Below are 13,557 nucleotides of genomic sequence, written 5' to 3' on the forward strand. Positions count from 1 at the left end.
CTGAGCATTTTGTGCAAACTACGGTCAGACCATATACATCCCGCCGTTGACGTGCAGAGTTTCACCAGAGATGTAACCTGCTTCGTCAGACGCTAAGAATGCAACCGCACTGGCGATTTCTTTTGCATCGCCAAGGCGACCCGCTGGAACTTGCGCCAGAATACCCGCACGCTGATCGTCTGACAGCGCACGCGTCATGTCCGTTTCAATAAAGCCCGGAGCAACAACGTTTACAGTAATACCGCGAGACGCGACTTCACGCGCCAGCGACTTACTGAAACCAATCAAACCCGCTTTCGCCGCAGCGTAGTTGGCCTGACCAGCATTTCCCATGGTACCAACCACAGAACCGATAGTGATAATACGACCATGACGCTTTTTCATCATAGCTCGCATTACCGCTTTTGACAGACGGAAAACTGATGACAGATTGGTTTCGAGGATATCGTTCCACTCATCATCTTTCATTCGCATTAACAGGTTATCACGAGTGATCCCGGCATTATTGACCAGAATGTCCACTTCGCCAAATTCTGCACGAATATTTCCCAGTACAGATTCAATAGATGCCGGGTCGGTCACATTCAACATCAGACCTTTACCGTTTGCACCTAAATAATCGCTGATGGCCTGAGCACCGCTTTCGCTGGTGGCAGTACCGACAACTTTCGCGCCACGGGCAACGAGCGTCTCAGCGATAGCCCGGCCAATGCCGCGGCTTGCACCGGTAACCAGTGCAACTTTTCCTTCAAAACTCATGGTTTTGCTTTTCCTCTTCTTATTGCTCAAGCGCCGCAGACATCGCCGCCGGCTCGTTAATGGCCGACGCAGTCAGGGTGTCAACAATACGTTTAGTCAGACCGGTGAGGACTTTACCTGGGCCCACTTCATACAGGTGCTCAACGCCCTGTGAAGCCATAAACTCAACGGTTTTGGTCCACTGTACCGGGCTGTAGAGCTGACGAACCAACGCATCGCGAATCGCATCAGCATTGGTTTCGCACTTCACATCCACGTTATTAATAACCTGAATCTGCGGTGCATTAAAGGTGATGTTTGCCAGTTCTGCGGCCAGTTTCTCTGCGGCAGGCTTCATCAACGCACAGTGAGACGGAACGCTCACCGGCAGCGGCAGCGCACGTTTGGCGCCAGCAGCTTTACATGCCGCACCCGCCCGTTCTACGGCTTCTTTATGCCCGGCGATAACCACCTGACCCGGTGAGTTAAAGTTCACCGGAGACACCACCTGCCCTTCGGCAGCTTCTTCACAGGCTTTCGCGATAGACGCGTCGTCCAGGCCAATGATAGCAGACATGCCACCGGTGCCTTCCGGAACCGCTTCCTGCATGAACTTGCCACGCAGTTCGACCAAACGTACCGCATCGGCAAAGGCAATCACACCGGCACACACCAGCGCAGAGTACTCACCCAGGCTGTGACCGGCCATCAGTGCAGGCGCTTTACCGCCCTGCTGCTGCCAGACGCGATACAGCGCGACAGACGCGGTCAGCAGCGCTGGCTGAGTCTGCCAGGTTTTGTTCAGTTCTTCCGCCGGGCCCTGTTGCGTTAACGCCCACAGATCGTAGCCCAGCGCCGCAGAAGCTTCTGCGAAGGTTTCTTCAATAATCGGATAAGTCGCAGCCAGCTCAGCCAACATGCCTACTGCCTGAGAACCCTGTCCCGGAAACACAAATGCAAATTGCGTCATCTTATAATCCTTAATTAGAAACGAACCAGTGCGGAGCCCCAGGTGAATCCGCCGCCGAAGGCTTCAAGCAGCACCAGCTGACCGGCTTTAATACGCCCGTCGCGTACGGCTTCATCCAGTGCGCAAGGCACGGACGCCGCGGAGGTGTTGCCGTGGCGGTCAAGGGTGACCACAACGTTATCCATCGACATGCCAAGCTTTTTCGCCGTCGCGCTGATAATGCGCAGGTTCGCCTGATGCGGCACCAACCAGTCCAGCTCTGAACGGTCAAGATTGTTCGCCGCCAGCGTCTCTTCAACGATGTTGGCCAGTTCCTTCACCGCGACTTTGAACACTTCATTCCCTGCCATGGTCAGGTGAATAGAGTTTTCCGGGTGAACGCGATCGGCATTCGGCAGGGTGAGCAGTTCACCGTAGTTGCCATCAGCATGCAGATGGGTAGAAATGATGCCCGGCTGCTCAGAAGCGCCCAGCACGACGGCACCTGCGCCATCGCCAAAAATAATAATCGTGCCGCGATCGGTCGGATCGCAGGTACGGGCCAGCACGTCCGCGCCGATCACCAGGGCGTGTTTAACCGCACCGGATTTAACGTACATATCAGCCACGCTCAGCGCGTAGGTGAAGCCCGCACAGGCCGCAGCGACGTCGAACGCCGGGCAGCCTTTAATGCCGAGCATCGACTGGATCTGGCACGCCGCGCTTGGGAAAGCGTGAGTTGCAGAGGTCGTCGCAACGACGATTAAACCAATTTGTTCAGCGTCAATGTTAGCCATTTCCAGCGCGCGTTTCGCGGCTTCAAAGCCCATCGTTGACACGGATTCATCTGGCGCGGCAATACGGCGCTCACGGATACCTGTGCGTGTGACAATCCACTCGTCAGACGTATCTACCATTTTTTCGAGGTCGGCGTTGGTACGCACTTGTTCAGGCAGATAGCTGCCGGTACCTATAATCTTCGTATACATGTACGCTCAGTCTTTTGGTGGTAATACAGATTCGAGGCGAGCGGCGATCCGCTGTGGGACCTGCCGCTGCACCGCCTGCACTGCCTGTTCAATCGCCACGCAAAACGCGCGCTGATTGGCTGCACCATGACTCTTAATCACCGTGCCGCGCAATCCTAACAGACAGGCGCCATTATACTGGTCGGGGTTGAGGTGACTGAATCGCCGGGAGAGGCTTTTTTGTAACCAATGTTTCAAAATTTTCAGCCACCACGGACGCTTTTTACCCTCTCCCTGCGATTTCAGCAAAGAAAGAAACATTCTGACAACGCCTTCCATGGTTTTTAATGTGACGTTCCCCGTAAAACCGTCACATACCAGCACATCCGTCTTACCGGTCAATAATTCGTTGGCTTCGAGATAACCAATATAGTTGATGGAAGAGACTGTTTTCAGCATCGCCGAGGCATCCTGGATGCTCTCGTGACCTTTGCTCTCTTCTTCACCGATATTAAGCAGCGCGACCCGTGGGTTGGTAATGCCCACCACTTCTTCGGCCATCACCGCGCCCATCACCGCAAATTGCACCAGCATCGTACTGTCACAATCCACGTTAGCCCCTAAATCGAGCACCACAGTTTTGCCCTTTTGCTGATGTGGCAGAACCGTCATCAACGCCGGACGCTCAATCCCTTCGAGAGGTTTGAGCAATAATTTTGCGAGCCCCATCAACGCACCGGTATTTCCGGCACTGACACAGGCTTCTGCGCGCCCTTCTTTAACCAACTCCAGCGCGATGCGCATGGACGTTCCCCGGCTATTACGTATCGCCTGAGCCGGGCGTGCATCACTGGCAATAACTGACTGGGCAGGGATTATCTGCAGACGTGAACGTTGTTCGAAGTCAGCTTTGGCGAGTAATGGCGTTATGGTGTCGGCGTCACCGACGAGAAGAAGCGAGAGTTGTGGGTTAGCGTGCAGTGCCTGCAATGCTGCAGGCACCGTCACGGAAGGGCCAAAATCGCCCCCCATGACATCCAACGCTAAGGTCAGACGTGTCAAGGTTTCGTCGCCGCCCGGTTTGGTGTATCCCCGTTAACACGGGGATATCCTCACTAAGCTTCACCACGCTTATACTCTTCGTCTTTCACGTTGCAGGACAACACGAAAAACGGCGAGTATCGCGTGATTACTTAGCGATTACCTTGCGACCGCGGTAGAAACCGTCGGCAGTGATGTGGTGACGCAGGTGTTGTTCACCAGAAGTCTTGTCTACAGACAGGCTGGTAACTGCGGTCAGCGCGTCATGGGAACGACGCATGCCACGTTTGGAACGGGTTGGTTTATTCTGTTGTACGGCCATGGACCTTACTCCTCAATTACTTACGCTTTAAGCTGGCTAATACGGCAAATGGATTTGGCTTTTGCGCATCTTCAGGCAATTCACCAAAAACCATGTCCGCGTCGGACACTTCACAGTGTTCAGAATCATGCACCGGAACTACTGGCAAGGAGAGAATGATTTCATCCTCAACCAAAGCCCGCAGATCGATTTCACCGAATTCGTTAACTTCAATCGGCTCATACGCTTCCGGGAGTGCTTCCGCCTGTTCAATATTTTTGATCGGGCTGAAACAATACGTTGTGTGAACGGCATGTGGGAACGGTTTCCCGCAGCGCTGGCACTCGAGAGTCACCGCAACCTTCGCATCACCTTTAATAACGGCGAGGCGCTGATTGTCGATGGCGAATGTCATATCGCATTCCACATCACTGTCCACACTGACCACAGACTCGGCAAGACGCTCCACCTGTTCCGGGGTGTAGACACCCTGGTAATCGAGGCGTTTTTGAGCCGTACGAACCGGATCAAGAGTCAGGGGTAATTTTACCTTTTGCATAGGGCGCGCATATTAACTTTGTAACGTCATAGAGTCAAAGAAAAAGGCACCCTCAGGCGCCTTTTGCCAATTATTCGCACACATTGCGGCCTGTAGTTTAAAATGTCGCAATCCGAATCACCAGAGTCTGATAAAAAAATATGTCGCAACTTGTGCTTGCCTCCACTTCACCCTATCGCCGCGAGCTGCTAAAAAAGCTCGAAGTCCCTTTTGAATGTGCCGCACCTGAGGTTGATGAACTTGCCCTGCCCGGTGAATCTCCGCGCCAGCTGGTGCTACGATTAGCGCAGGCTAAAGCGAGAGCGCTAGCAGAACGCTTCCCTCAGCATCTGATTATTGGTTCCGATCAGGTGTGTGTCCTGGGCGGGAAAATCACGGGTAAACCGCATACTGAAGAAAATGCCCGCCTGCAGCTGCGCGAAGCGAGCGGACACGTCGTCACCTTCTATACCGGCCTTGCCCTGTATAACAGCGCTAACGGTCATCTGCAGACCGAATGCGAACCGTTCGACGTTCACTTCCGTCATCTTACCGACGCGGAGATCAAACATTACGTCCAAAAAGAGCAGCCGCTGAACTGCGCAGGCAGTTTTAAAAGCGAGGGGATGGGGATTTCACTGTTTGAACGGCTGGAAGGACGTGACCCGAACACCCTGGTCGGCCTACCGTTGATTGCGCTGTGTAAGATGCTCCGACACGAGCAGTACAACCCGCTGCTGCGCTAAAACGCAAAACGCCCCAAGCGGGGCGTTTCTTTACGTTAGTCGTTTTACTTCTGGCTACGCAGCACCTGCAAACAGCGTTTTAGCTGGTTATCCATTGGGGCTTCGATGCGCAACGTCTCCCCGGTACCCGGATGGGTAAATTTCAGCGCCGCCGCGTGCAGGAACAGACGATTAAGTCCGGTCCCCGCCAGCTGTTTGTCGAACTCACGATCGCCATAACGGTCATCAAACGCAATCGGATGACCCGCATGGAGGGTATGCACACGGATCTGATGGGTACGACCAGTCACCGGGCTACAGCGCACCAGCGTGGCGTGAGTGAAACGCTCTTCAACTTTGAAGCGAGTTTCAGACGGTTTACCCTCACTGCTCACCCGCACAATGCGCTCGCCGCTTTGCAGAATATTTTTCAGCAACGGGGCCTGCACCACTTTGGTATGGGATTGCCACTGCCCGCGCACCAGCGCCAGATAGTCTTTTTGCATCCCTTTTTCACGCAGTTGCTCATGCAGAGAGCGCAGGGCAGAACGCTTCTTGGCAACCAGCAGCACGCCCGACGTATCTCGGTCAAGGCGATGCACTAATTCCAGAAAACGCGCTTCCGGACGCAGTGCGCGCAGGCCTTCAATCACCCCGAAGCTCAATCCGCTTCCGCCATGAACCGCAGTGCCTGATGGCTTATTCAGCACCAGAATGTGGTCATCTTCATAGAGGATAACGTCGCTCAGCGCGGCCACTTTCTGCAGATGTGGCGACACAGCGTCTTCTTCACGCTCGGCCACGCGCACCGGTGGGATACGAATTTCATCGCCCGCTTCCAGCTTATATTCTGGCTTGACGCGTTTTTTATTCACCCGCACTTCGCCTTTACGCAGGATGCGGTAAATCATGCTTTTCGGCACGCCCTTCAGCTGGGTGCGCAAAAAGTTATCTATTCGTTGCCCTGCTTCATCGTCGGCAATGGCAACCATTTTTACGGTCGGTGTCTCAGTTTTCATGGGGGGCGATTCTAAAGAGGCACAGGCATTCGCGCCACTCCTTTTTCTGTGCTTATATTAACTTCGCCACGGCGCTCATTTTTATTCTCACTGACTGAATTGATGCTTATTAGAGCAATCGGTTCCGGAAAGTGAAAAAACTGTGAGTAAGCGGGTGATAAATGGTAAAAGTCATCTTGCTATAACAAGGTTAGCAGGGAATAATGATGCTGTTTTCCGTGTCGAGTCTTGTTTATACAAGCATGTTAGTAAACGGAATGACCCATTTTGTCTGAACGATTTTTTATGCAGCAATGGCGTAAGACGTATTTATCTTTCAGACAGTTAGCGGGCTGCGGGTTGCAGTCCTTACCGGTTGATACTCAACATTTCAAGCCGCAGAAAAGGCGGCAAACCTGGGGATCCAGGCGCTACTCCAGTAGATGGCTGGAGTAAGCAGGTGAAGCCAACGCATCTGCGACTTGAAAGACAATGAGTATAGAAGGAACCCTCCCTGGAGAATGATTCCCAGGCTGTTCCCCTGAATAATTGCGCTGCGGTTCCGTTAGAAACGCAGGCTACCGACACTCTGCGCCTCTTAAGCGAGCGACAACCGTGAGGTTGGCGACGTGAACAGACACGAGGCCATCGGTTTACCCCCGGCAAGGAAAACTCTGCCCGTAGCTTAGTCGTCAATGTAAGAATAATGAGTAAGTTACGATGAAAAGAATGTTAATCAACGCAACTCAGCAAGAAGAGTTGCGTGTCGCCCTCGTTGATGGGCAGCGTCTGTACGATCTGGATATCGAAAGCCCAGGACACGAACAGAAAAAAGCGAACATCTACAAAGGCAAAATTACCCGTATTGAACCTAGCCTTGAAGCCGCATTCGTCGATTACGGTGCCGAGCGTCATGGTTTCCTCCCTCTTAAAGAAATCGCCCGCGAATATTTCCCTGCTAATTACAATGCGCATGGCCGCCCAAACATCAAAGATGTTCTGCGCGAAGGCCAGGAAGTCATTGTTCAGATCGATAAAGAAGAGCGCGGCAACAAAGGCGCGGCTCTGACCACCTTTATCAGCCTCGCAGGCAGCTACCTGGTACTGATGCCGAACAACCCGCGTGCCGGTGGTATTTCTCGCCGCATCGAAGGTGACGACCGTACCGAGCTGAAAGAAGCACTTTCCAGCCTGCAACTGCCAGACGGCATGGGCCTGATTGTGCGTACCGCTGGCGTCGGCAAATCTGCCGAAGCGCTGCAGTGGGACCTGAGCTTCCGTCTGAAACACTGGGAAGCCATTCAGAAAGCCTCCGAAAGCCGCCCTGCTCCGTTCCTGATCCATCAGGAAAGCAACGTCATCGTGCGTGCCTTCCGCGATTACCTGCGCCAGGATATCGGCGAAATCCTGATTGATAACCCAAAAGTGCTTGAGCTGGCTCGCCAGCACATCTCTGCGCTGGGGCGTCCGGATTTCAGCAGCAAAATTAAGCTCTACACCGGTGAAATCCCGCTGTTCAGCCACTATCAAATTGAATCGCAGATTGAATCTGCGTTCCAGCGCGAAGTGCGCCTGCCGTCTGGCGGCTCTATCGTTATCGATAGCACCGAAGCCCTGACCGCCATTGATATCAACTCCGCGCGTGCAACCCGCGGCGGCGACATCGAAGAAACCGCCTTCAACACCAACCTTGAAGCGGCAGACGAAATTGCCCGTCAGCTGCGTTTGCGCGACCTCGGCGGTCTGATCGTTATCGACTTCATCGATATGACTCCAGTACGCCACCAGCGCGCGGTTGAAAACCGTCTGCGTGAAGCGGTTCGTCAGGATCGGGCGCGCATTCAAATCAGCCACATCTCACGCTTCGGTCTGCTGGAAATGTCGCGTCAGCGTCTCAGCCCGTCGCTGGGTGAATCCAGCCATCACGTCTGCCCACGCTGTAGCGGTACCGGCACCATCCGTGATAACGAATCGCTGGCACTCTCCATTCTGCGTCTGATTGAAGAAGAAGCGCTGAAAGAGAATACCCAAGAAGTACACGCGATTGTTCCGGTTCAGGTGGCCTCTTACCTGCTGAACGAAAAGCGTGCCGCGATCAGCGCCATCGAAACCCGTCAGGGTGGCGTCCGCTGCATCGTTGTTCCGAACGATCAGATGGAAACCCCGCATTACTCTGTGCTGCGTGTGCGTAAAGGTGAAGAGACTCAGATTCTGAGCTACCTGCTGCCGAAACTGCACGAAGAAGAAATGGCCCTGCCATCAGAAGACGAGCCAGCAGAACGTAAACGTCCTGAGCAGCCTGCTCTGGCGACCTTCGTGATGCCGGATGCGCCACCTGCTCCGCTGGAAGATACCGCGAAAGCGGCTGCGCCAGAAGCGAAGAAAGCCACACCGGCTGCCACCGTTGCGGCGCCTGGCCTGCTGTCCCGTTTCGTCTCAGCACTGAAATCCCTGTTCAGCAGTGAAGCGCCAGTCGTTGCCACCGAACCTGAGCCGGTGAAGAAAGAAGAGAAATCAGAGCGTCCACAGGATCGCCGTCGTTCTCGTCAGTCTAACCGTCGTGACCGCAATGATCGTGGCGATCGTAATGACCGCGGTGAGCGTAACGATCGCCGTGGCGAACGTAATGACCGCGATAATCGTGACCGGGGTGATAACACCGAAGGCCGCGAAGATAACCGCCGCAACCGTCGCGAGAAGCCGCAGCAGAACGCTGAAACCCGTGAAGCGCGTCCGCTGAACGTGGTGGAAGACGCTGATAAAGCGAAATCCCGTGACGAACAGCAGCCGCGCCGCGAGCGTAACCGTCGTCGTAACGATGACAAACGCCAACCGCAGCAGGACGTTAAAGTTCAGCCACGCGAAGAAGCCCCTGTGCAGGTTCAGGAAGTTGAGCAGGAAGAACGCGTTCAGTCTATGCCGCGTCGTAAGCCGCGCAATCTGTCGCAGAAAATCCGTATCGAAACGGCCGCTGAAACCGCAGTACGTACTGCCGTCATCGCGCCAGCGGAACCTGCGCCGGTGAAACACACTGAACTGGCAAAAGTTGACCTGCCAGCGGTGGTTGAAGCCCCTGCGGAAGAAGAAAACACCGAAAACCGTGAGTCTGCGGGTATGCCGCGTCGCTCCCGTCGTTCGCCTCGCCACCTGCGCGTGAGCGGTCAGCGTCGTCGTCGTTACCGTGACGAGCGTTATCCAGCCCAGTCGCCAATGCCACTGGCGATTGCCTGTGCCTCTCCGGAAATGGCGTCAGGTAAAGTGTGGATCTCCTACCCGGTTTCTCGCCCGCACGATGCGCAGGTTGAAGAAGTCCGCGAGCAGGAAGCCGCTCCGTCGGTAATTGAAATCGCACCGGTTGAAGCCGTGGCTCAGGCACCTGTTGCAGAACAGGTTGTTGAGAAGGCGGTTGAACAGGCTCCGGTTGTGCCAGCAGTAGAAGAAGTTACAGTGGCTGAACCGGTGGTGGTTGACGCCCCACAGAACGTTCAGGCTGAACCTCAGGCACCCGTGGTTGAAACCTCACATCCGGAAGTGATTGCCGCCCCGGTGAACGAACAACCGCAGGTGATTGCCGAAGCAGACACCGCTGTAGCGGAAGCTACCGCAGAAGAAGCGACTCCGGCAATTGCCGAAGAGGTGGAAACTGCTGTAGTTGCCGAGAACGTGGTTGCTGAACCGGCGATGGCCGAACAGCCAGCTGCCGTAGAACCTGCTCCGGTTGCACCTGCGGTTGAAGCCGTCGCCAAGCCGGTTATTGCTCAGAAGCCAGCTGTGGTGGCCACCAAGCACGCTACCGCGCCAATGACGCGTGCGCCAGCGCCGGAATATGTTCCAGAAGCGCCGCGCCAGAGTGACTGGGTTCGCCCGGAATTCGGTTTCGAAGGTAAAGGTTCTGCCGGTGGACACAGCGCCACACATACGGCAACCGCCGGTCCGACCCGTCCTCAGTCTGTGGACTAAGCTGCAAAGCACGAAAATAAACGACTAAACCGCCTTCGGGCGGTTTTTTTTATTCTGACATCGGTAAACGCATCCCCGATAGCTTAGGCATCACCTCGCGCATTAAATCAAGAAACTTGCGCAGCCGAGCCGGGTAATAACGCGCCCACGGATACACCAGATGCACCGGCAGCGCCGCCGCTTGCCACTCAGGCAGCAGTTCAATCAGCCTCCCTTGGGCAATATCTTCCTCAACCGTCCAGCTTGAAATCAGCGCCACACCCAACCCCGCCAGAGCCGTATTACGCGCCACGTACACGCTGTCGGTACTCAGACGCGGCACGATGGGGAACGTTACGCTCTCACGGCTCTGCGCGTGCCTTAACGTCACGTCATGCTGATAAAAGGTGTTGATCGCCACCCACGGCAGTTCGGACAATGCTGATGGATGAACGACCTGGGCGGTGGTTGCCAGCAAATCAGGAGAGATAACCAGACTGCGCGGCACTTCGGCCAGCAGAACCGACACCGTGGCCGGGTCAACCTCGGCCCCTACGCGAATCGCACAATCGATATTGTCACTCATGAAATCGACGTTCTTATCGTTGAGCATCCACTCCACCGAGAGCTGCGGATAGCGCTGCAAAAAATCCACCAGCGGCGTCAACAGCTGCTGTTGCCCAAAGGCATGCGGGGCCCTGACGCGCAATATGCCCACCGGGTTATCGTCCGCAAGCTGTAAGTCGTCTTCCAGTGCCAGCCAGCTATCCACCAGCTGGCGTGCATGCTGGTAGCACCGTTCACCATCGTCGGTGAGTTTCATCGCATGGGTCGACCGCAGGATCAGCTTCGCCCCGAGCAGTGACTCCAGCGACTGTAAGCGTCGGCTCACCGTGGCCTGCGTGGTGCCAAGCTGCACCGCCGCCGCCGACAGCGACCCCGCTTCGATAATGCGAATAAAGGTTCGCATCAGTTCCAGCCGGTCTATACGCTCTGTTCTTATCATGGTTATTTGCTCATACGCCTGACGTATAGCTGTTTTACCACTGCGCCCGCTACCGCGCCAGTGTGATTCACATCACAATGCGTTCCATACCTTAATGAGGAATAAAGATGAACATCACACCGGCAACATCCCCCGCCCCCGCAGCGTGGATTATTTTGATTCTGGCCATTGGGGCCGGGTTTAGCGTGGCCTCCATTTATTATGCTCAGCCGCTGCTGCCATTGATTGGCAGCGATTTGCATCTGAGCATTGAGCAGATGGGCTTAGTCCCTACCCTGACCCAAACGGGTTACGCATTGGGCATTCTGTTTCTGCTCCCGCTCGGCGATCGCCACGACCGCCGTCGGCTGATCCTCGGTAAAAGTGCGTTGCTGGCAGCGCTATTGTTGATATGCAGTTTCACCAGCCAGCTGCACGCCCTGCTGGTCGTCAGCCTGCTGATTGGGATGACGGCTACCATGGCGCAGGATATCGTTCCGGCCGCCGCCATTCTTGCCCCCGCCGGGAAACAAGGTAAAACGGTCGGGACGGTAATGACCGGCCTGCTGCTGGGGATTTTGCTCTCACGTACCGTGAGCGGTATCGTGGGCGCGACGTACGGCTGGCGGATAATGTACCAGGCGGCAGCGGTAAGCATTGCCCTGATTGGGCTGGTGATGTGGCGCGTATTGCCAAAATTCAGTACCCACTCCAGCCTGAGCTATCCGGCGCTAATGGGATCGCTGGTGCAATTATGGCAGCGCTTTCCGGCACTGCGTCGGGCCGCGCTGGCACAGGGTTTTCTCTCGGTGGCCTTCAGCGCCTTCTGGTCCACGCTGGCGGTGATGCTGGCTGAACATTATCAGCTCGGGAGCGCCGTCGCCGGGGGCTACGGTATCGCCGGTGCGGCCGGGGCATTGGCTGCCCCGCTGGCGGGTGGACTGGCCGATAAACTCGGTGCCGCCAAAGTGACACAACTGGGTGCAGGTCTGGTGACCCTTTCCTTCGCGCTGATGTTTTTCCTGCCGTACCTGCCGGTACACGGGCAGCTGGCGCTGATTGCGCTGTCTGCCATCGGCTTTGATTTAGGCTTACAGTCGAGCCTGGTCGCGCACCAGAATCTGGTCTACAGCCTTGAGCCGCAGGCACGTGGCCGACTGAATGCCCTATTGTTCACGGTGGTGTTTATCGGCATGGCCTTAGGTTCAGCGCTGGGGACCAAACTGTACGCGATGGCGGGCTGGCCTGCGGTCGTCAGCCTGGCGGTCATGACCGGGGCTATCGCGTTGGTGATTCGACTGTTCGGTAACGCAAAGTCGGCTACCTGCCCGCAAAACTAAAAAAAAGCCCGCGCCGGGGTGAGTGGCGCGGGCACAGAGAACATGGCCAGTTTCAAGACATGTTCTAAACCGTTAAAACTTACTTATTCAACTGGAACAGCAACATGCCCTGCATATCGCTGAACGCTTTGTAGGAGGCCTGAAGCGCCGCCTGCTGCATGGTGTAGTTGGAGATGGTCGAGTTCCAGTCCACGTTCACCAGGTCGCTCATCTGCTGGGTCTGGCTCAGTTTACGGTCATCGCCCAGCGCATCCAGTTTATCCAGTTCATTCAACTGGGTGCCCACTTCTGCCCGCACGCTCAGCACGTTGTTTAGCGAGTTACGCAATCCACGGTTGGTTTTATCAATCGCCGCCTGTGCCGTTTCCTGGGCCGCATCGTCGCCTGCTACCGGAGTTTTCAGGGCCGCAATTGCGGTATCCAGCATGGTAAACAGGTTGGTTTCCGACGGTTTTCCGTCCGGCTCTTTCACCGCGTTATTGGTGATGGTGTCAAAAATCTTGTCGCCAGTGTGGCCGATAACCATGGTCCGCGAGGAATCCACCTGCTGCTCGACGTTGCTGGCGCCGCCCGCGTAAGTCCCGGTCGATGCATCAAACGGGGCGGTAGACGTTTTGTACCCGGCGAACATATAACGCCCATTGCCGTCCTGGCTGTTGGCCAGGTTCATCAACTGGTCGCGGATCCCTTGTAAATCGGTGGCCAAGGACGACCGGTCATCGTCACTCAGGGTGCCGTTTCCGGCGTAGACGATTTTTTCCTGCGCAGCCTGAATCGCACTGGTCACCGAGGAGAGCGTATTTTCTTCCTGAGAAATACGCTGCGTCGCGAAGCTGCGCGCCGAGGCAAACTGGGCAGTCTGCGACTGCGCCTGCGACAATACGACTGCCTGAGACGCGGAAATCGGGTCATCGGAAGGACGGTTTACCCGCAGGCCGGTGGACAACTGCTCACCGTATTTCAACCAGGAAGACTGGGAGTTGGTAATGCCGCCCATGGTCTGCTGGTACATCATTAAGGTGCTAATACGCATCC

11 protein-coding genes and 1 pseudogene are annotated in these 13,557 nt (G+C 55.5%); 3 read left to right on the forward strand and 9 right to left on the reverse strand.

All coding sequences use genetic code 11. The features are described from left to right. Positions 1–24: 24 nt before the first annotated feature. The 6 genes from fabG to yceD form a co-directional block, all read right to left on the reverse strand. Positions 25–759: a 3-oxoacyl-ACP reductase FabG gene (fabG, locus tag ACG0Z5_RS08535; protein WP_329702012.1), complete on the reverse strand. Its 735-nt coding sequence runs from the start codon at positions 757–759 to the stop codon at positions 25–27. A gap of 19 nt (positions 760–778) precedes the next feature. Next, on the reverse strand, positions 779–1,708 hold the full coding sequence (fabD, locus tag ACG0Z5_RS08540; protein ID WP_394446516.1) for an ACP S-malonyltransferase: 930 nt from the start codon (positions 1,706–1,708) through the stop codon (positions 779–781). A 14-nt stretch (positions 1,709–1,722) separates the two neighbouring features. Beyond that, on the reverse strand, positions 1,723–2,676 hold the full coding sequence (locus ACG0Z5_RS08545; RefSeq protein ID WP_394446517.1) for a beta-ketoacyl-ACP synthase III: 954 nt from the start codon (positions 2,674–2,676) through the stop codon (positions 1,723–1,725). Between the two features lie 6 nt (positions 2,677–2,682). Continuing rightward, positions 2,683–3,717 (reverse strand): phosphate acyltransferase PlsX, encoded by a 1,035-nt coding sequence (gene plsX / locus ACG0Z5_RS08550; protein WP_394446518.1) that lies wholly within the window; start codon positions 3,715–3,717, stop codon positions 2,683–2,685. Positions 3,718–3,844: 127 nt separating this feature from the next. Further along, the gene (gene rpmF, locus ACG0Z5_RS08555; RefSeq protein WP_003036242.1) at positions 3,845–4,018 is read right to left on the reverse strand and encodes a 50S ribosomal protein L32; all 174 of its coding nucleotides are present in this window, start codon (positions 4,016–4,018) and stop codon (positions 3,845–3,847) included. A gap of 16 nt (positions 4,019–4,034) precedes the next feature. After that, entirely contained in the window at positions 4,035–4,556 is a 522-nt protein-coding gene (yceD, locus tag ACG0Z5_RS08560) for a 23S rRNA accumulation protein YceD (RefSeq protein ID WP_319629963.1), read from the reverse strand. A 140-nt stretch (positions 4,557–4,696) separates the two neighbouring features. On the opposite strand from yceD, the gene ACG0Z5_RS08565 reads away from it, so the two are divergent. Beyond that, the gene (locus ACG0Z5_RS08565; RefSeq protein ID WP_394446519.1) at positions 4,697–5,281 is read left to right on the forward strand and encodes a Maf family protein; all 585 of its coding nucleotides are present in this window, start codon (positions 4,697–4,699) and stop codon (positions 5,279–5,281) included. Between the two features lie 44 nt (positions 5,282–5,325). On the opposite strand, the gene rluC is transcribed toward ACG0Z5_RS08565, so the two are convergent. Continuing rightward, a complete protein-coding gene (gene rluC, locus ACG0Z5_RS08570) occupies positions 5,326–6,279 on the reverse strand; it encodes a 23S rRNA pseudouridine(955/2504/2580) synthase RluC (RefSeq protein ID WP_319629961.1) in 954 nt (317 codons plus the stop codon). 699 nt (positions 6,280–6,978) lie between these two features. On the opposite strand from rluC, the gene rne reads away from it, so the two are divergent. Next, positions 6,979–10,218, forward strand: coding sequence for a ribonuclease E (gene rne / locus ACG0Z5_RS08575; RefSeq protein WP_394446520.1), 3,240 nt, complete (start codon positions 6,979–6,981; stop codon positions 10,216–10,218). A 49-nt stretch (positions 10,219–10,267) separates the two neighbouring features. Here the strand turns inward: rne and ACG0Z5_RS08580 are convergent. Then, positions 10,268–11,217 (reverse strand): annotated as a pseudogene (locus ACG0Z5_RS08580) (LysR family transcriptional regulator). 93 nt (positions 11,218–11,310) lie between these two features. Between ACG0Z5_RS08580 and ACG0Z5_RS08585 the strand changes: the two are divergent. Then, positions 11,311–12,522, forward strand: coding sequence for an MFS transporter (locus ACG0Z5_RS08585; RefSeq protein WP_394446521.1), 1,212 nt, complete (start codon positions 11,311–11,313; stop codon positions 12,520–12,522). A gap of 79 nt (positions 12,523–12,601) precedes the next feature. Here the strand turns inward: ACG0Z5_RS08585 and flgL are convergent, their stop codons facing one another. Next, positions 12,602–13,555, reverse strand: coding sequence for a flagellar hook-associated protein FlgL (gene flgL / locus ACG0Z5_RS08590; RefSeq protein WP_394446522.1), 954 nt, complete (start codon positions 13,553–13,555; stop codon positions 12,602–12,604). Positions 13,556–13,557: the final 2 nt, after the last annotated feature.

Source organism: Scandinavium sp. M-37 (assembly GCF_043558715.1).
Classification (GTDB): Bacteria; Pseudomonadota; Gammaproteobacteria; order Enterobacterales; family Enterobacteriaceae; genus Scandinavium; species Scandinavium vulneris_A.

Excerpts from the sequence above, each read along its gene's own strand:
- rluC (WP_319629961.1), bottom strand. The coding sequence starts at position 6,279 with ATGAAAACTGAGACACCGACCGTAAAAATGGTTGCCATTGCCGACGAT.
- fabG (WP_329702012.1), bottom strand. The coding sequence starts at position 759 with ATGAGTTTTGAAGGAAAAGTTGCACTGGTTACCGGTGCAAGCCGCGGC.
- rne (WP_394446520.1), top strand. The coding sequence starts at position 6,979 with ATGAAAAGAATGTTAATCAACGCAACTCAGCAAGAAGAGTTGCGTGTC.
- flgL (WP_394446522.1), bottom strand. The coding sequence starts at position 13,555 with ATGCGTATTAGCACCTTAATGATGTACCAGCAGACCATGGGCGGCATT.
- ACG0Z5_RS08545 (WP_394446517.1), bottom strand. The coding sequence starts at position 2,676 with ATGTATACGAAGATTATAGGTACCGGCAGCTATCTGCCTGAACAAGTG.
- yceD (WP_319629963.1), bottom strand. The coding sequence starts at position 4,556 with ATGCAAAAGGTAAAATTACCCCTGACTCTTGATCCGGTTCGTACGGCT.
- ACG0Z5_RS08585 (WP_394446521.1), top strand. The coding sequence starts at position 11,311 with ATGAACATCACACCGGCAACATCCCCCGCCCCCGCAGCGTGGATTATT.
- rpmF (WP_003036242.1), bottom strand. The coding sequence starts at position 4,018 with ATGGCCGTACAACAGAATAAACCAACCCGTTCCAAACGTGGCATGCGT.
- ACG0Z5_RS08565 (WP_394446519.1), top strand. The coding sequence starts at position 4,697 with ATGTCGCAACTTGTGCTTGCCTCCACTTCACCCTATCGCCGCGAGCTG.
- fabD (WP_394446516.1), bottom strand. The coding sequence starts at position 1,708 with ATGACGCAATTTGCATTTGTGTTTCCGGGACAGGGTTCTCAGGCAGTA.